The following is a 19,136-nucleotide window of genomic DNA, read 5'->3' as shown; positions in this document are numbered from 1 at the left end:
TTTCAATAAGTGTAAAAGCCTTAACCTTATAGGTTTTTAATGTTTTCATAAATGAACCTCCATATTTTGATAAATCGGCAGCAACATGGCTGCATAGAGTAAGACAATCACAAGAGCCACAAAGACAAACACCAAGGGTTGTATCACATTCATGGCCTTGTGAACCCGACGAAAGAAATCTTCCCATGTTTTTTCAGCGTAGATCTCTAGCTCACTTCCGAGCTTTGATTTGACTTCACCATATTCAATCATAAGGGGCAATTCTTTTTTGAAAAAAGGATACCCCCTGACCGTTTCTGAAAAGGACTGGCCACGATCTAAAGAAAGAGCTAAGTCCCTCCCAATTTCTTGAAAAAGCTGGGATTTTTGCTCCTGCATCATGGAAAAAATCTGAGACAATTCCAATCCTTGCCCAATCAGATTGCCCCATTCTCTGGCATAATAGGCTGTCAAATAAGCTTGAATCATGCCTTTCCCGAAAGGCAGATGAGACAAGGTTCTAAAAACCTTGATCTTGCCCGACTTCCGATAATAGAGAAAGCCGAGTAAGAAGAAGGTCACCAGTCCCGCTCCTAAGGCCAAAAAGAGTTGGGGGAAGGAACTGATCAATTGTGTCCCAATATTTTGAGCATCCATTTGAGGGAGCAAATAATTACGCAGGCCTAGCATAATCAAAACTAAAAACCCAAGTAAGATAAGAGGATAAGTGCTCACCTCAATCAGCTTTTTCTTGACCTTGCGCATGTTTTCTAAATAAGCACTGATTTTCTCCAAGCTCAATGCAAGATTGCCATGGAGCTCAGCGAGAGACAGTTGCGTCGTGACCGCATCTGAAAAACCGATCCCTGCCATCATCTCTGAAAAACTCCGCCCCCGAGAGAGGTCCTCTCGCATCTGGGAGACCAACCGACTCTCCACTAGGTGAGAGCGATCCAGAAAATCGACAATCTCAGCTAGATGAAAACCACTTGAATAAAGATTCAAAAACAATTCAATGATTTGCTTTTGTTTAGCTGTAGATAATTTTTTCGGCTTGCGCCTGAGCCAGCTGGATATATCCCGATTGAGCCAAGAGATCCATTTGTTGGTTCCAGCGGCTGGCTGAGTGCTCTTGGTAGTTTTCCGTCGCAAAATCGACCACACCTCCTCCTGCAATTAATCGTTGGTAGCAAATACCCTGTAAAACAATCTTGAGCTCTTCCTCACTCACTCCAAGTTCTAAGAGCCTCTCATAAACACCTCGAACGCTTTTCGCATGAATAGTAGAGAAGACGGTGACTCCTGTCAAACTAGCTCGTACGACCGCACGAGCTGTTTCCCTATCTCGGATCTCTCCAATAATGAGAAGGTCCGGCCGATGGCGTAAGGAGAGTTTGATCAGGTTGTCATAGGTCATGCCGATCTGGTCATTCAGCTGAAGTTGAAGCATATTGTCCTGCTTGATCTCGACAGGGTCTTCAATAGACATGACTTGCTGGTCCGCAAAGCGCTCTTGCGCCAACGCATGCATGAGAGTGGTCTTTCCCGAACCAACAGGACCTGCAAAGAGATAGAGGCCACGACCAGTCAATTTCTTCTTCAAGTCCGGCAACTGATCAAACCAAAACCGCAATTCACGTTCCTCATCATGCAAGAGCCGAATGACCAAGCTTTCATAACCACGATAATCCCCCACCGTCGACAAGCGAATCGAAACCACTCCATCCTCTAATGGGTAATCACACGACCCTAGCTGGCTGCGCCTTTTTTCTCCCACATTCATCCCTGCCACGAACTTAAAGTGGCTGATAATAGCCGTCATGTCCTCAAAAGGGAAGGATTGCACAAAGCGCCTCTCATCTCCCACCCTCATAAAAACCTGGTACTCCTCCTTCCGAGGAATGAAGTAAAGATCCTGAGCTTCTTCCTTTTTTCCCATGCGGATCAATTTTTTTGCAATTTCTTGAACCATAGTTCCTCCTCTCACTTATACTATTCGAAAAAGAAGACAAAAAAAGAAGACTTTCTAGATCGCTCTAAAAAATCTTCCGCATTTCTCTTATGACAGGGTCGTCCCCTTTTTTGAATCGAGTGTATATTGACAAGAACGGTGTTTGCGACTGCCTCTTTCCTTTTCGTAGCCTGGGCGGAGCTTGCTTTTAGGGATCTTATGCTCGTCTTCTAGGAGGACAATCGAATGGAAAAACTGCACATCTTCACTGCAGTCCTCACACCACTCTTGCTCCTTGGTATCCCAAAAGATCGTCATGAGGTCACTCCGACTCTTATAACTTGGAAAGTGCTCATTTAACTCCAACCACTTCTGCTTGTAGTATTTCAAAGCCTGGTAATAGTCTTCAAACTTCCGACTACTCACGATATCTTCTTCCCAACCTTCTAAAAACCACCAGGGTTCACAGTCCCCGTACATTTCAATCACTCGATACATAAACTCTTCCATCCTTTGTATCCTCTATTATATAGAAAATCCTTTGAGAATAAAAGTTTTCTGCTCAGAGCATGATTTTTCAGGTAGTTTTCAGGTGATTTTCACAATTATTTTTCAAAAATAGACTGCCTAATTGCTATTGGTTCCTTTTTTCGAGAATCAAAAGAAGAGAGTCCCAACAAAATGGACAGACCATCCTGGGGAACTCTCTCTTCTCAAGTATTTAGAACAATTCAAGTGCAATCATGGTTGTCATGGTTGCATCGTAATAGTTGTTCAGAGGTAGATCTTGTGTAAAGATATACTTGTTCTGTTGCACCAACTTCAAATAGCCTTTTTCATGTTCAGAGGCATAGACAATCGGTGCCAAAAAGCTTGCTGCCTGATGATTGTTCAAGGCCTTCCCTTTCAAGTCATAACCTGCATACAGGTTTCGTTGACTCTTGAAAAAGTTAAGCATCTTTTTCACCAATTGTTGACTGGTTTTGTCCTTACTTTGAACAAGGTTGTATGGAAGGCGACAAGCATTATACGAGTAGGCACCATCATACTTGGATTCAATCGTCTTGGGATCCGCTACGCGCGTTCCTTGCTCATCTACCCAGATGAAATCAGGTAGTAAACCTGTTTTGGTTTGGGAACTGATCGTTTGGAGTTGCTGCAACATCTTTTCTTTGATATCCAACCACTTCGAATCTTTTGTCACTTCATAAAAGATCTGGAATTGCGCTGGCAGTGTATCAGACGTCCGCATCAAATGATAAAACTCCGAGTCCTGATTGGCCCAATTCCCCACCGTTAACACACCAGTTTCTTCATTGTAGTTGTGTGCGAGAATATCTTCTAAAATCGCTTTGGCTTGAGCCTGGTAGTCTTTGGCTTGCTTTGGCCATTGCTGAGCAGCTTTTAGAAGAGCATAGGCGATGTAGAGATCCCCATCTGTGGCGTTATGATCCTCATCCTTTGCTTTTCCATTGCTGATGGTTTGTTTCCAAGACATCAATTGGGTACCTTCTAAGCGATGATTTAGATAATAGTGATAGAGTCGGTCAAAGTCTGCTTGTTGGGCTTGTCCTTTTTCGGCAGCTGCAACAGTAATGAGCATTCCATAACTTTGCGCCTCGGATAACACTACTGTTTGATTGCTATCATTGGTGGTTCGAACATAGGATTCTTTCCCTTTTGAAACAACAAAATGCTCATTCCACTGATGATAAATTCGATTTCGCATCTCCACTTTACTTCTCGTTCTCGCTAAAAACAAGGTCAAACAGAAAATGCAAAGGATGACTAGAAACCATACATATCTCATCTTTTTCGTATTCATAATCTCTCCTATCCTGCGAATCGTTTTGTTTTAACCCATTTGGTTTCTTTCCGGTGCAATAGTTTATCCATCACAATCGAAGAGATGGCATCAATCGACACAATGATAAACAGTTGAGAATAGGTGAAATAGGCAGCCAAGGCCAACCAAATTTGCTTGGTAGTGGCTTGACCAAATTGTGAGGCAAGAGCCACATTAATCTGAAGCAGATAAAGTCCAATCATCAAGACCCAATTGAACAACATCAATTGCGCAATATAGATATTTTCTGAATCAAAGGCAAATGGAATTTGCACACCTGGCACCACTGTATGGATACACATGGCCAGAATATTGGCAAAAAAGATCAAGTCCGATAAGACGATGGCTGCGTTAAACCAGAAGAAGACACAGGAATAGTTGGTCACTTCTAACTTCACGCGCCAATTTCCCTTACCAAATAAATGCTTGAAGTTGGAAAGAACCACTTCATAATTCCCTTTGGCCCAACGTTTCCGTTGCATATAGTAACTCTTCAGAGTTTCTGGCTCTTGTTGAAAGGCTTCTGAATTATAGGCTAGCGCAATCAACTTCCCACTTTGCATAATCTTGAAGGAAATATCCGTATCCTCAGTCAAGGCACCGTTTTTCCATCCTCCAATACTCTTGACAAATTCGGTTTGAATAATGAAGTTAGTTCCTGGAATCCGTCCAATCTTAAAGAGATGCCACATGCCCACATGATGAACCCGTTGGGTAACGACAATTTCTTGGTTGATACAGCGGGTCAAGAAGTTTTGACCGGCATTCCGCGTTTTATTGCGACCAAAAGAAGCCACATGACGCTCTGGATCTTTGAGCACTTCTTTGACAAGGAAATAAAGAGCATTCTTTTCAGGCATGGCATCTGCATCATAGACGCAGATATAGTCTCCGGTCGCCATGGCCAAAGCGTCATTTAACACACCGGCTTTCCCACCTGTCCCACTGCGATTGATAATGGTCAAATCACGTCCTGCATACTCTGGCAATGCTTTAACTGCCAAACACTCTTCATAAGTGCGATCGGAACAATTATCCGCAAACAGTAGTAATTCTACACGATCATGTGGGTAGTTCAAATCAAGGATCGCTTTGGCTGTCTGTGCAATAACCACATCCTCATTATGGGCAGGTACGACGATCGTCACTTTTGGATAATAAGGAAGCGGATCCGTATTGATACGAAAATCACTGTGTTTAAACCAAAAATGAACGGCTGAAAAGAGGATTACTAAGCCCCAGGCTAAGGACAGCCAAATCGAAATCAAGGCAATAATCATCACAATTTGACTAATCATGGTCCACCGCCTTAAAGTTTTTATTGACACGGCGGTAAATCACCGTATAAGCTACAAATAATACAATAAAGCACAAGGCAAAAAATACACTAATGCCTACAGCTATATTAAAAAATATATTTGTAAGAGACATGTTTTCCTCCTAATATTCCACAATAATATCTGTTTCAAGTTGACGTTTTAAGTAACGAATCATTTCTTTATAGCGATGGTATTTGGTTCGATTGGATTGATCCACTACAAGAAATCCTGACTGAAATTGGATGCCCTGAACCCCATCTTCTCCTTGGAACACCAAACTTTCCAACTGTGGTTTTAAGACCGTCATATAATCGCTCTTCAGATCCCGCTCGCTATCAGAAGATAAGATCAAGAAATTACCATCTGATACATAATACAAGCTTTCATTTGGCTTCAGATGATGCGTTAACAAATAGTTGATTTGGTTCAAGGTCCGATTGTACTCTCTCGGTTGCAATTGGAAGAACAATTCCTCGTGCGACCAGTGAATGAGTAAGGCCTGAATCGTATCATTGGTTTGTCCGCCATAAGAAGCGATGCGGTTGCGGTAATCTGCGTAAGCTTCTGGCTCTTGATCCTTCACTTTTGCAATCTCTTTAAAGAGGTGATAGCGAATTCGGGTCAAGATTCCAATCAGGATCGGAAAACTAAAGAGCAAGAGCAAGGCTTGATGAAATGGGATATAGACGACACCCGCCACTAAAAAGACAATCCCAAGGGCAAATGACAACAGGATGGTCCATGTCAACAATAAATCCGATAAGACAATAGCAGAAAATAATCCTAAAACAAAGAACAATCCTTCCTCAATCAGAATCTCTCTTGCAAAAAACAAGCAGTAAAGTAAAAGAAGTACTTCGAAAACAATCAAAATCAGCAACCATCTACTTAACTTTTCCGTTTTTTTCATTTATTCTTTCTCTCCCTCATGAAATTCTTCGGCAGCCTCTCCCTGGCCAAAGTAATGTTTAATGGCTTGTACGATTCGCTCAGAAGCTCTTCCATCCCCATAAGGATTTCGGGCATTTGCCATTTGAAGATACAGGCTTTCGTTGGTTAAGAGCTCTGTCATCGTCGTTTTGACGACGGCAGGATCCGTTCCAACTAATTTCAAAGTCCCTGCTTTGACCCCTTCTGGGCGTTCCGTTGTATCACGCAATACCAATACCGGTTTTCCTAATGATGGTGCCTCCTCTTGCACCCCACCTGAATCCGACATGATAAAGTAACTTCTAGAAGCTAAGTTGTGGAAATCCAGCACATCTAGAGGCTCAATGAGGTGGATCCGATCATGATCTCCTAATAGATCGTTTGCCGCCTCTTGGACCGCTGGACTAAGATGCACTGGGTAAACCACTTCAATAGTCGGTTCTTGATCCACCATTTCTCTCAGAGCTCCAAAGACCGCTCGCATGGGTTGGCCTTGATTTTCTCTTCGATGCATGGTCACCAGGATGACTTTTTTAACTGGATCTAATTGATCTAACACTTCGTGATGATAGTCCTCTTGAACCGTGAGTTTCAGTGCATCAATGGCAGTATTTCCTGTCACCACAATAGAGGATTCCGGATGATTTTCTTTTAAGAGATTGGCCTTACTTTCGCCTGTCGGTGCAAAATACAGATCCGCTAAATCATCCGTCATTTGACGGTTCATCTCTTCTGGATATGGAGAATATTTATCAAAGGTTCTCAAACCAGCTTCGACGTGACCAATGCGGACTTGATTGTAAAAGGCAACCAGACTCGCCGCAAAGGTGGTTGTTGTATCTCCATGGACGAGCACCATATCCGGCTTTTCTTTTTTGATAACTGGATCTAATTGATTCAGGATTTTAGAAGTAATGTCCAATAAGGTCTGGCTTTTCCCCATAATATCCAAATCGTAATCAGGTACGATGTTAAAGGTTTCTAAGACCTGGTCCAGCATTTGACGATGCTGGGCAGTAACCACTGTGATGGTCTCAATAACCTCCTTTTGTTTTTGCAACTCCAACACCAATGGGGCCATTTTAATGGCCTCCGGTCGCGTCCCAAACACAACCATAATTTTCAATTTTTCCATAAACTTCCCCCGTCGACATACATGTAATTCGACATTTTTTTAATTTGTGTACATCTTTTTTCATTCTACCGCCAATGACTTTAAATGTCAAACCGATTTTTGGGTTTTATAAAGAAATTACTAATAGTTAGTCATTTTATTATTTTGGTGTTTAGAATACATATCCATATAATCACTAATTGTAAGTATTTACAGCACGACTTCTACCGGGCTAATATTTTTGGTAAAAAAATAATTCAATAATTATACAATTATTTTTCAAATAATAAATTTTTATAATTTTTTCAAAAAAAGCCGGAACATGTAGTTCCGACTAATTTTCTTATTCTTCTACGACTTCAGCTGTTTGAACTTCATCGACTGTTCCATCTGTTACTGGCACTTCTTCGATGATTTCAACTTCATTAATCGCTTGTGGTTCCAAGTTACGGTAACGAGCCATCCCTGTACCTGCAGGAATAATCTTACCAATGATAACATTTTCCTTCAGTCCAAGGAGATGGTCTTTCTTACCACGGATCGCTGCGTCAGTAAGAACACGAGTGGTTTCTTGGAAGGAAGCAGCTGACAAGAAACTGTTGGTTTCAAGAGAGGCTTTGGTGATTCCCATAAGGACTGGACGAGCAGTCGCAGGAACTCCACCAGAGATAAGGACATCCTTATTAGCATCTGTAAAGTCTGTAATGTCCATAAGCGTACCCATGAGAAGGTCTGTATCTCCTGGATCCATGACACGTACTTTACGGATCATTTGACGAACCATTACCTCGATGTGTTTGTCGCCGATTTCTACCCCTTGGCTACGGTATACTTTTTGTACTTCTGCAAGAAGGTAAGTTTCAACCGACAAGACATCACGAACGGCAAGGAGACGTTTTGGTTGGATAGACCCTTCTGTCAGAGCCGCACCACGAGAGACTTGATCTCCTACTTCGACTTTCATGCGGGCAGTGTAAGGGACAACGTATTCACCTTCACCAGTTGCTCCGCTAACAAAGACTTTCTTGGTCCGTGTAGAAGCATCTTCTTCGATCGCTGTGACTTCCCCTTTGACCTCAGTGATGACCGCTTCCCCTTTTGGATTGCGGGCTTCAAAGATTTCTTGGACACGAGGAAGACCTTGAGTGATATCGGTATTTGAGGCAACCCCACCCGTGTGGAAGGTACGCATGGTCAACTGTGTACCAGGTTCCCCGATAGATTGGGCAGCGATGGTTCCGACTGCTTCACCCACTTCAACCGCATCACCAGTCGCCAAGTTGATACCATAACAGTGACGGCAGACACCATGGCGGGTGTTACATGTAAAGACAGAGCGGATAGTGACTTCTTCCACACCAGCATTAACAATTTCACGTGCTAGGTCTTCTGAAATCAAGGTATCTGGACCAACGATGACTTCACCTGTTTCAGGATGTTTAACAGATTTCTTGGTATAACGACCTGTCAAGCGTTCTTCGAGTGGCTCGATCATTTCCTTACCATCAGTAATGGCACGGATCACAAGTCCACGGTCTGTTCCACAGTCATCTTCACGGATAATGACGTCTTGGGCCACGTCAACCAAACGACGAGTCAAGTAACCTGAGTCGGCTGTCTTAAGGGCCGTATCGGTCATCCCTTTACGGGCACCGTGAGTTGAGAAGAACATTTCGAGTACTGACAAACCTTCGCGGAAGTTTGAAAGGATTGGCAATTCCATGATCCGTCCGTTTGGAGCGGCCATCAAACCACGCATACCGGCAAGCTGCGAGAAGTTTGAGATGTTACCACGGGCTCCAGAGTCCATCATCATAACGATTGGGTTCTTCGGATCTTGGTTATCCACCAAGCGTTTTTCCAACTTCTCACGGGCTGCACGCCATTCAGCTGTAACGGCATTGTAGCGTTCATCATCTGTGATCAAACCACGACGGAATTGTTTGGTGATTTGTTCCACACGTTTGTGAGATTCTTCAATGATTTCTGCCTTGTCTTCAACGACCGGAATATCGGCAATCCCCACTGTCAAACCAGCAAGGGTTGAATGATGGTAACCTAAGTCTTTCAAACGGTCCAAGAAAGCAGACGTTTCAGTTGTACGGAAACGTTTGAAGATTTCTGCGATGATATTTCCAAGATTTTTCTTCTTGAATGGAACGTTTAATTCCAATTTCTCAATCGCTGATTTGACATCTTGACCAGGCTCCAAGAAATACTTAGCTGGAACACCTTCTGTCAAGTTGGCATTATTAGGCTCTTGAAGGTATGGAAGCTCTGCAGGCATGATATCGTTAAAGAGAATCTTACCAACAGTTGTCAAGAGAATCTTGTGTTGTTGTGCTTCTGTCCAAGGTTTGTTCAAGCTATCCGTCGCAATTCCGACACGTGTATGCAAGTGAACATAGCCATTGCGAAGGGCCATCACGGCTTCATCACGGTCTTTAAAGACCATTCCTTCACCTTCACGACCAGCTTCTTCCATCGTGAGGTAGTAGTTCCCCAATACCATATCCTGAGATGGCGTAACAACTGGTTTACCGTCTTTTGGATTCAAGATGTGCTCAGCAGCCAACATCAAGATACGAGCTTCTGCTTGAGCTTCTTCTGAAAGCGGTACGTGGATGGCCATTTGGTCTCCATCGAAGTCGGCATTGTAGGCTTCACAGACAAGGGGGTGCAAGCGGAGGGCTTTCCCGTCAATCAAGACAGGTTCAAAGGCTTGGATCCCCAAACGGTGAAGGGTCGGTGCGCGGTTCAAGAGAACTGGGTGTTCTTTGATCACTTCTTCCAAGATATCCCAGATACGTTCATCTCCGCGTTCGACCAAGCGTTTTGCAGCTTTAACATTTTGTACGATATCGCGTGCAACGATTTCACGCATGACAAATGGTTTGAAGAGCTCGATGGCCATTTCACGTGGCACACCACATTGGTACATTTTCAGAGTTGGACCAACGGCGATAACGGAACGTCCTGAGAAGTCCACCCGTTTACCGAGCAAGTTTTGACGGAAGCGTCCTTGTTTCCCTTTGAGCATGTGGCTCAATGATTTCAGTGGACGGCTACCTGGTCCTGTGATTGGACGACCACGACGACCGTTGTCGATCAAAGCGTCAACCGCTTCTTGGAGCATCCGTTTTTCGTTTTGCACGATGATACCAGGGGCATTCAATTCTAACAAACGAGCCAAACGGTTGTTCCGGTTAATTACCCGGCGATAAAGGTCATTCAAGTCAGAGGCAGCAAAACGGCCACCATCCAATTGGACCATCGGACGAAGATCTGGTGGAATAACGGGAAGGATGTTGAGGACCATCCATTCTGGCTTGTTGCCAGATTTGTAGAAGGCGTCCAAGACATCCAAACGACGCACAGCCTTCACACGTTTTTGACCAGTTGCAGTCTTCAATTCTTCTTTCAAGAGAGCAATTTCAGCTTCCAAATCCACTTGTTTCAAGAGGTCTTGGATGGCTTCTGCCCCCATCTTAGCTACAAAGGAACCTGGTCCGTATTCACGCAAGCGTTCACGGTATTCACGTTCCGTCATGATGGATTTGTGCTCAAGTGGAGTATCTTTTGGATCGATCACCACATAAGCTGCGAAGTAGATGACTTCTTCAAGGGCACGAGGACTCATATCCAAGGTCAATCCCATACGAGAAGGGATTCCTTTGAAGTACCAGATGTGTGATACAGGTGCTTTCAACTCGATATGCCCCATGCGTTCACGACGAACTTTCGCACGTGTTACTTCAACCCCACAGCGGTCACAAACGATCCCTTTGTAACGGATTCGTTTGTATTTCCCACACGCACATTCCCAGTCTTTTGTAGGTCCAAAGATGACTTCATCAAAGAGACCTTCGCGTTCTGGTTTCAATGTACGGTAGTTGATTGTTTCAGGTTTCTTGACCTCTCCATAAGACCATGAACGGACCTTGCTTGGAGAAGCTAGGGTGATTTGCATACTTTTAAAACGATTTACATCAACCACTATTTCTTACCTTTCCTTGTTTTCATACTTGTTTTATTTGGATACAGCTTAGGTGGAGGAAGAAAGGAAACTTTCTGCCACCTCCTTGTGTCTGTATCTTGTTATCGAATCATCCTGCTAGAAGCATTGGTTGCTCACAGGACAATCATTTTTACTGATTATTTTTCTGATTCTTCGGCATCAAAGGCTGCTTTTGCTTCCTTTGCTACTTTTTCACGTGCTTTTTCAAGGTCATCCACATGAATCACATCATCGTCTTCGCCTTCATCAAGGTCACGAAGTTCCACTTCTTGATCATCTTCATCCAAGACACGCATGTCAAGACCAAGTGATTGCAATTCTTTGACAAGAACGCGGAAGGATTCTGGTACACCTGGTTTTGGAATTGGTTTACCTTTGGTAATCGCTTCATAGGCTTTCAGACGTCCGTTGACATCATCTGACTTGTAAGTCAAGATTTCTTGAAGGACATTTGATGCACCATAAGCCTCAAGGGCCCACACTTCCATTTCCCCGAAACGTTGTCCACCAAACTGAGCTTTCCCTCCGAGTGGTTGTTGGGTAACCATTGAGTATGGTCCGACTGAACGGGCATGGAGTTTATCATCAACCATGTGGTGAAGCTTGATCATGTACATGACACCGACAGAGACACGGTTGTCAAACGGTTCACCAGTACGTCCATCGTAAAGAATGGTCTTGGCATCGCTATCCATACCAGCTTCTTTCACAGTATCCCAGAGGTCTTCTGAGCTTGCTCCATCAAAGACTGGTGTTGCAATGTGAATACCCAAGTTACGAGCTGCCATACCAAGGTGAAGTTCCATAACCTGACCGATATTCATACGTGATGGCACCCCAAGAGGGTTCAACATGATATCAACTGGTGTACCGTCTGGAAGGTAAGGCATATCTTCAACTGGAACAATACGAGACACAACCCCTTTGTTTCCGTGACGACCGGCCATCTTATCTCCGACGCGGATCTTACGTTTTTGTGCAATGTAAACACGAACCAACATGTTGACACCCGATTGTAATTCATCACCGTTTGCACGGGTAAAGATCTTAACATCGCGAACGACTCCATCTCCACCGTGAGGTACACGGAGTGATGTATCACGCACTTCACGAGATTTATCCCCAAAGATAGCGTGAAGGAGACGTTCTTCAGCAGAAAGGTCTTTTTCACCTTTCGGTGTTACCTTACCGACAAGGATATCGCCTTCTTTAACCTCAGCACCAATACGGATAATACCTGTTTCATCCAAGTCACGAAGAGCATCTTCACCGACGTTCGGAATTTCACGGGTAATTTCTTCAGGGCCTAACTTGGTATCGCGTGTTTCTGATTCGAATTCTTCCAAGTGAACAGATGTGTAGACATCTTCTTTCACCAAGCGTTCGCTCATGATAACAGCATCCTCGAAGTTATACCCTTCCCAAGTCATGTAAGCGACGATTGGGTTTTGACCAAGGGCCATTTCCCCTTTTTCCATCGATGGACCGTCAGCGATAAAGTCACCTTTTTCAACGGTTTCACCAACTTTAACCAGAGTACGTTGGTTGTAGGCGGTACCTGAGTTTGAACGACGGAATTTTTGGATATGGTAAACATCAAGAGATCCATCTTCCCGACGAACTTCTACCTTGTCCGCATCTGCATAGGTAACTTTACCATCATGTTGAGCAATGACTGCAGCTCCTGAATCATGGGCTGCTTGATATTCCATACCAGTACCCACATAAGGGGCTTTTGGATCAATCAATGGAACAGCCTGACGTTGCATGTTGGCACCCATGAGGGCACGGTTGGAGTCATCGTTTTCCAAGAAAGGAATACATGCTGTCGCAACGGCAACTACTTGTTTTGGAGATACGTCCATGTAGTCGACTTGATCAGATGGGAACTCTTGGTTGTTACCACGATGACGTCCCATAACGATCGGCTCAGCAAAGCCACCTTTTTCGTTCAACTTAGAGTTGGCCTGAGCGACGATGTACTCATCTTCTTCATCGGCTGTCAACCAAACGATTTCGTTGGTCACCACACCTTTTTCACGGTCCACTTTACGGTATGGCGTTTGGATGAAACCATATTTGTTCAAGTGTCCATAAGATGACAAGTTGTTGATCAAACCGATGTTTGGTCCTTCAGGTGTTTCAATTGGACACATACGACCATAGTGGGTATAGTGCACGTCACGCACTTCATATCCGGCACGGTCACGTGTCAAACCACCAGGCCCTAAGGCAGACAAACGACGTTTGTGAGACAACTCAGAAAGCGGGTTGTGTTGGTCCATGAACTGTGACAATTGGGAAGAACCAAAGAATTCTTTAATTGCTGCAGTTACTGGGCGGATGTTGATGATTTGTTGTGGTGTCAAGACATCGTTATCTTGTACAGACATCCGTTCGCGAACGTTTCGTTCCATCCGTGAAAGTCCAAGACGCACTTGGTTGGCAAGCAATTCACCAACGGCACGAATCCGACGGTTTCCAAGGTGGTCGATATCATCCACGCGGCCAATACCTTCTGCAAGGTTCAAGAAATAGCTCATTTCTGCCAAGATGTCAGCTGGAGTCACAATCCGTACTTTGTCAGATGGGTTAGCATTTCCGATGATGGTGACAACACGGTCTGGATCTGTCGGAGCGACAACTTTGAATTTTTGCAATTCTACTGGCTCTGTCAAAACAGCAGCATCATTTGGAATGTAGGTGATTTTGTTCAAACCGTTATCCAATTGTTCTGAGATGCTGTCGATCACATCGCGCGTCATGACAGTACCAGCTTCTACAAGGATTTCCCCTGTTTCAGCATCTACCAATGGTTCTGCGATTGTTTGGTTCAACAAGCGATTCTTGATATTGAGTTTCTTGTTGATCTTGTAGCGACCAACTGGTGCCAAGTCATAACGACGTGGATCAAAGAAACGAGCTACCAACAAGCTACGTGAGCTTTCCGCTGTTTTTGGTTCACCTGGACGAAGACGCTCGTAGATTTCTTTGAGGGCTTCATCTGTCCGTGAATCCATTGGATTTTTGTGGATATCTTTTTCAATGGTATTGCGAACCAATTCGCTGTCCCCAAAGATATCGATGATTTCATCATCTCCAGAGAATCCAAGAGCACGCACAAGAGTTGTAAATGGAATCTTACGTGTGCGGTCGATACGTGTGTAAGCAATGTCTTTTGAGTCAGTTTCAAGCTCTAACCAAGCCCCACGGTTAGGGATAACAGTTGATCCATAACCAACCTTACCATTCTTGTCCACCTTATCATTGAAGTAGACACCTGGTGAGCGGACCAACTGAGATACGATAATCCGTTCTCCACCATTGATGATGAAAGTTCCCATTTCAGTCATGATTGGGAAATCACCAAAGAAAACTTCTTGGGTCTTGATTTCACCTGTTTCTTTGTTGACCAAACGGAAGGTCACAAAGATTGGTGCTGAGTAGCTGGCATCGTGGATGCGCGCTTCTTCAAGCGAATACTTAGGTTCGCGGATTTCATAACCCACAAATTCCAATTCCATTGTATCCGTGAAGTTTGAGATGGGAAGCACATCTTCAAATACTTCCTTCAAGCCATGATCCAAGAAATCTTTGAATGAGTCTGTCTGGATTTCAATCAAGTTTGGTAAATCAAGAACCTCTTTGATTCTTGAAAAACTACGACGGGTCCGATGTTTCCCGTATTGAACGTCATGTCCTGCCAAAGTTTTTAGCTCCTTTTTCCATACTAGGATAGCTTGGTAAAATGACTTTCACCACCTATCCGGTTTTAACTACAATTGTGTGATTTGCATCACGTGAAGAGCTGTCTCTTCACCTCATTCGCCGCTTTTTGTAATTTTTAGAAAAATTAAATTTGTGTAACAAACTAGGATTTTTCTGAAAAATAGGCACAAAAAGAGCAGCTAAATCGACTTATTCAAGTAAGATTTAACTGCTGTAAGCTCTTATTTGGACAATATTTCAAATAAAGCACACGACAAATTAGTTATCACTATTATACCGTTTTTTGCTCCAAAAATCAAGGCTTTCTCTAGGTTTTTTACTGGATCAGACTAGCGTCGATTGCCACGATTTGAGCTGTTCCGATTTGAACTATTGCTGGATGAACTATTGGTTGTCGAATTGTTCTTATTATTCGACTGATTTCCACTGCTATTACCGAGAATGGCCGCCCAAGCACTTTGATAATCGCTATCCGATCCCCCGATGGCAAAGTGGTATTGAGTAGTTGGCGCTCCGTTTTTGGCCCAAAGACTCGTCACCGTTTGACCGCTCACATCGATATCCCGGCCATTGACATTGACGCGACCCGGTCTTTCACCCGTCGATTTGAGCACTTCAGAACGGATCACACTCTTATCGAGAGTGAATTTATCCTGAATTCCGAAGAGACTTGGATCTGCTTGGTAGATCGCATTCGCCAACTGCGCCATGTATTGGGCATTGTTGTTGTATCCAGTCAAGGTCTGCATGGAAGCATTGTTGTCATGGCCAATCCAACCTCCTAAAGAAACATTAGGGGTGGACAACATGAGCCACATATCTCCATTTGAGTTAGTGGTACCGGTTTTTCCAATCCAGTCTGCACCTGCCAGCGTTGGGTTGACTTGGCTAATCCGTGACTTAAAGGTCGTTGTTGCACCAGACGTAATAACCCCGCGCAAGAGATCCTGCATAATCGTTGCCGTTGCTGGAGAGTAAACACGAACAGGATCTGCCTCGTGCTTGTAAACTACATCTCCATCTCGATCAATGATTTGCTCTACCATGTAGCGTTTGAGGTAGTTCCCATTGTTAGCAATGGTTTGGAAACCATTGGTATGTTGGGCAACAGTGACCTCAATTCCTCCCCCCATCGGCAGGCTTTCAATGCCATATTCAGGGATATCATAGCCCATTTTCTTCATGTAGGATGGGACATCCACACCCTTTTCACGAAGGGTCCGGTAAGTCCAGTAAGCTGGAATATTCCATGAGGTATTGAGGGCCTCACGGAGATCCATCATCGCTGTTCCTCGGCTATCCACGTGCATGATCGGCTCACCACTTGAGAAATTAGTCGGATAGTTAGAAAGGATGCTATTGCTTCCCATCAAGCCTTGGTCGATGCCAATCCCATAGGCCAACAGCGGCTTGATAGTAGACCCTGGGGAACGCTCTGTATCAAAGGCATGGTTGTTTTGGTTGCCGTCAAAATTCCGTCCACCGATAAATCCTAAAACGGCACCCGTTCGGTTGTCCATAAGGACATTCCCAACTTCTACAAGACCCGTCCCATCATCCAAGACGCTTCCAAAATTCGCTACCGCAGCCTGCATCGCATTGTGAACCGGTTTGTTAATCGTGGTTTGAATGGTGTAGCCACCTTCGCGCAACTCGCTCTCAGCTAATTCTTGGTAAGCCTTGACGGTTTCATTATTTTTCAAGTCTTGCTTGGTGACATTGTCTCGCTTGATCAAGTAATCATACATAGCCTCTTTTGCTTCTTCCATGGCTTGGAAGTAGAGGTAGTCATGCGGTGTTTTCTCGATGCCATCTGGAGCCATGAAGTCTTTGGTCAAGTCGTACTGAGCATAGGTCTCGTAGTCTTTTTTCGACAAGGCTCCCGTCCGGTACATATTGAACAAAACGTCTTTGGCACGCGCCAAACCTAACTCGAGGTTTTCCTTGCTCTTTAGGCTACCGTCTGCAGCATAAGGAGAGTAGACAATCGGACTTTGTGGCAAGCCAGCGATAAAGGCCGCTTGTGGAACGGTCAAGTCTTTGGCAGAGACGCCAAAGATTCCTTGAGCTGCAGCTTCCACACCCGCAATATTTTGTCCCCGATTGTTTCGTCCAAAAGGCGAAACATTTAAGTAGGTGGTTAGGATTTCATTTTTATCCATTCCCCGCTCTAAAGCCAAGGCATCGACAATCTCTGTCGCCTTACGAGTAAAGGTTGGAGCGTCTCCCACGACTTGCTGTTTGATCAACTGCTGGGTCAGGGTTGATCCCCCACTTGAGGAACCCACGCCGGCTACAGATCCAAGTGTTGCCCGAAGAACGGCTTTAGGTACAACCCCCTTGTGGCTTTCAAAATTCTCATCCTCAGTAGCGATCACAGCCTTCTTGACATTATCCGAAATGGCGTCTCCTGCTACTGGCGTACGGATCAAATCACTGTCCACTTCTGCAATCAAGCTCTTATCGGAATAAGTCAGTTTTGAAACACTGCTGACGTTTCGGACCTGCTGGACCAATTCTTCTGTCTTTGGAACCTTGACGTTACTAAAGAGGCTCGCCGCATAACCAATCCCGATCCCTGCGCCAAATAAAAAGAGGCACACGAACAGGGCGATCATGACATCCCACAAGAGTTTGAGGGTTCGTAAAAAGGTCGCAAAAATATCACCGACAGACCAGCTACTTTCCTCATTTTTTTCCTTATTCGGAGTTTCTGTATACATATTTGCAAAGAATTTTTGAATCTTCGTCCAAAATTCTTGCAGCTTCTCTTTTAATTGATTCACTGATTCTTTCTCCTTGTTCCCTATATTATAGCAGATTAGGCCCTTTGTTTTCAATCACAAGAGCGTAGAAATCGTCACTCAATCTTCTTGAGTAAGGTCAAGAAAATGATGGAAACCATTGCCATTTCCGTGGTTTATGGTAGAATAGAGAAATGAATAAACTTATAAAGGAGAAAAGACACATGCACATTTTTGATGAGCTAAAAGAGCGTGGTTTGGTATTTCAAACGACGGATGAAGAAGCCTTGCGCAAAGCACTGGAAGAAGGTCAGGTTTCTTATTATACTGGTTATGATCCAACTGCTGACAGCCTTCACCTTGGTCACTTGGTTGCCATCTTGACGAGCCGTCGTCTTCAACTAGCCGGCCACAAACCTTATGCGCTCGTTGGCGGTGCGACTGGTCTCATTGGAGATCCGTCCTTCAAAGATGCTGAACGTAGTCTCCAAACAAAAGAAACTGTACAAGAATGGGTTCGCTCCATTCAAGGGCAATTGTCTCGTTTCCTCGATTTTGAAAATGGTGACAATAAAGCCGAAATGGTCAACAACTACGATTGGTTTGGAAGCATTAGCTTTATTGACTTCCTTCGTGATGTCGGAAAATACTTTACAGTCAATGCTATGATGAGTAAAGAATCTGTTAAAAAACGGATTGAAACAGGGATTTCTTACACAGAGTTTGCCTACCAAATCATGCAAGGCTATGACTTCTACGTCCTCAACCAAGAACACAATGTAACCCTTCAAATCGGTGGATCTGACCAATGGGGAAACATGACAGCTGGTACTGAGTTGATGCGTCGTAAAGCAGATAAAACTGGTCATGTTATGACCGTGCCTTTGATCACAGATGCAACTGGTAAGAAATTCGGTAAATCAGAAGGCAATGCGGTCTGGCTCAATGCAGACAAAACATCTCCATACGAAATGTACCAATTCTGGATGAATGTGATGGATGCGGATGCTGTGCGCTTCTTGAAGATCTTCACTTTCTTGTCACTTGATGAGATTGAAGAGATCCGCAAACAGTTTGAGGCCGCTCCTCATGAACGCTTGGCTCAAAAGATCTTGGCGCGTGAAGTGGTTACCCTTGTCCACGGCGAAGAAGCCTACAAGGAAGCCCTCAACATCACCGAACAACTCTTTGCAGGAAACATCAAAAACCTTTCTGTCAAAGAACTCAAACAAGGCCTTCGTGGTGTGCCAAACTACCAGGTCCAAGCAGAAGACAACCTCAACATTGTTGAACTCTTGGTCACAGCTGGTGTGGTCAATTCTAAACGCCAAGCCCGCGAAGATGTTCAAAATGGTGCTATCTACGTTAACGGCGAACGCATCCAAGACCTTGACTATGTCTTGAGCGATAGCGATAAATTAGAAAATGAATTGACCGTTATCCGTCGCGGTAAGAAAAAATACTTTGTTTTGACTTATTAAGAAAGTAAAACCACGAAGTTTGGTA

At 44.1% G+C, this 19,136-nt stretch carries 12 protein-coding genes; 1 reads left to right on the top strand and 11 read right to left on the bottom strand.

Annotation, left to right across the window (positions count from 1 at the left end; translation table 11 throughout):
- Nucleotides 1-45: 45 nt before the first annotated feature.
- The 11 genes from comGB to pbp1b all read right to left on the bottom strand — a co-directional run bounded on the left by comGB (nucleotide 46) and on the right by pbp1b (nucleotide 17,672).
- Entirely contained in the window at nucleotides 46-1,077 is a 1,032-nt protein-coding gene (gene comGB / locus HMPREF2917_RS06670) for a competence type IV pilus assembly protein ComGB (protein WP_176745955.1), read from the bottom strand.
- On the bottom strand, nucleotides 1,010-1,951 hold the full coding sequence (gene comGA / locus HMPREF2917_RS06665; RefSeq protein WP_070589773.1) for a competence type IV pilus ATPase ComGA: 942 nt from the start codon (nucleotides 1,949-1,951) through the stop codon (nucleotides 1,010-1,012). The genes comGB and comGA overlap by 68 nt, the downstream gene beginning before the upstream one ends.
- 87 nt (nucleotides 1,952-2,038) lie before the next feature.
- Entirely contained in the window at nucleotides 2,039-2,428 is a 390-nt protein-coding gene (locus HMPREF2917_RS06660; RefSeq protein ID WP_031572596.1) for a DUF1033 family protein, read from the bottom strand.
- Between the two features lie 223 nt (nucleotides 2,429-2,651).
- A complete protein-coding gene (locus HMPREF2917_RS06655) occupies nucleotides 2,652-3,755 on the bottom strand; it encodes a family 8 glycosyl hydrolase (RefSeq protein WP_070589771.1) in 1,104 nt (367 codons plus the stop codon).
- 8 nt (nucleotides 3,756-3,763) lie between these two features.
- The gene (locus HMPREF2917_RS06650) at nucleotides 3,764-5,074 is read right to left on the bottom strand and encodes a glycosyltransferase family 2 protein (protein ID WP_070589769.1); all 1,311 of its coding nucleotides are present in this window, start codon (nucleotides 5,072-5,074) and stop codon (nucleotides 3,764-3,766) included.
- Entirely contained in the window at nucleotides 5,067-5,207 is a 141-nt protein-coding gene (locus HMPREF2917_RS11525) for a hypothetical protein (protein WP_003004308.1), read from the bottom strand. Before HMPREF2917_RS11525 ends, HMPREF2917_RS06650 begins: the two co-directional genes overlap by 8 nt.
- A gap of 9 nt (nucleotides 5,208-5,216) precedes the next feature.
- The gene (locus HMPREF2917_RS06645; protein ID WP_003009746.1) at nucleotides 5,217-6,005 is read right to left on the bottom strand and encodes an MMPL family transporter; all 789 of its coding nucleotides are present in this window, start codon (nucleotides 6,003-6,005) and stop codon (nucleotides 5,217-5,219) included.
- Nucleotides 6,006-7,160, bottom strand: a complete 1,155-nt coding sequence (gene wecB, locus HMPREF2917_RS06640; protein ID WP_070589767.1) for a non-hydrolyzing UDP-N-acetylglucosamine 2-epimerase — start codon at nucleotides 7,158-7,160, stop codon at nucleotides 6,006-6,008.
- A gap of 322 nt (nucleotides 7,161-7,482) precedes the next feature.
- On the bottom strand, nucleotides 7,483-11,136 hold the full coding sequence (rpoC, locus tag HMPREF2917_RS06635; RefSeq protein ID WP_049513843.1) for a DNA-directed RNA polymerase subunit beta': 3,654 nt from the start codon (nucleotides 11,134-11,136) through the stop codon (nucleotides 7,483-7,485).
- Between the two features lie 158 nt (nucleotides 11,137-11,294).
- Nucleotides 11,295-14,864, bottom strand: a complete 3,570-nt coding sequence (gene rpoB, locus HMPREF2917_RS06630; RefSeq protein WP_070589765.1) for a DNA-directed RNA polymerase subunit beta — start codon at nucleotides 14,862-14,864, stop codon at nucleotides 11,295-11,297.
- A 351-nt stretch (nucleotides 14,865-15,215) separates the two neighbouring features.
- Nucleotides 15,216-17,672 carry a penicillin-binding protein PBP1B gene (pbp1b, locus tag HMPREF2917_RS06625; RefSeq protein WP_070589764.1) on the bottom strand — a complete coding sequence of 819 codons (2,457 nt, stop codon included), beginning with the start codon at nucleotides 17,670-17,672 and terminating at the stop codon, nucleotides 15,216-15,218.
- Between the two features lie 182 nt (nucleotides 17,673-17,854).
- Here pbp1b and tyrS point away from each other — a divergent pair, with 182 nt between their 5' ends.
- Nucleotides 17,855-19,111, top strand: a complete 1,257-nt coding sequence (gene tyrS / locus HMPREF2917_RS06620; RefSeq protein ID WP_003004779.1) for a tyrosine--tRNA ligase — start codon at nucleotides 17,855-17,857, stop codon at nucleotides 19,109-19,111.
- Nucleotides 19,112-19,136: the final 25 nt, after the last annotated feature.

This window comes from Streptococcus sp. HMSC061E03, assembly GCF_001813505.1.
Classification (GTDB): domain Bacteria; phylum Bacillota; class Bacilli; order Lactobacillales; family Streptococcaceae; genus Streptococcus.
Note: the sequence above shows the minus strand (reverse complement) of the source record. Positions and strands in the feature narration are given on the sequence as shown.

Excerpts from the sequence above, each read along its gene's own strand:
- HMPREF2917_RS06660 (WP_031572596.1), bottom strand. The coding sequence starts at position 2,428 with ATGTATCGAGTGATTGAAATGTACGGGGACTGTGAACCCTGGTGGTTT.
- comGA (WP_070589773.1), bottom strand. The coding sequence starts at position 1,951 with ATGGTTCAAGAAATTGCAAAAAAATTGATCCGCATGGGAAAAAAGGAA.
- HMPREF2917_RS06650 (WP_070589769.1), bottom strand. The coding sequence starts at position 5,074 with ATGATTAGTCAAATTGTGATGATTATTGCCTTGATTTCGATTTGGCTG.
- tyrS (WP_003004779.1), top strand. The coding sequence starts at position 17,855 with ATGCACATTTTTGATGAGCTAAAAGAGCGTGGTTTGGTATTTCAAACG.
- HMPREF2917_RS06645 (WP_003009746.1), bottom strand. The coding sequence starts at position 6,005 with ATGAAAAAAACGGAAAAGTTAAGTAGATGGTTGCTGATTTTGATTGTT.
- HMPREF2917_RS06655 (WP_070589771.1), bottom strand. The coding sequence starts at position 3,755 with ATGAATACGAAAAAGATGAGATATGTATGGTTTCTAGTCATCCTTTGC.
- wecB (WP_070589767.1), bottom strand. The coding sequence starts at position 7,160 with ATGGAAAAATTGAAAATTATGGTTGTGTTTGGGACGCGACCGGAGGCC.
- HMPREF2917_RS11525 (WP_003004308.1), bottom strand. The coding sequence starts at position 5,207 with ATGTCTCTTACAAATATATTTTTTAATATAGCTGTAGGCATTAGTGTA.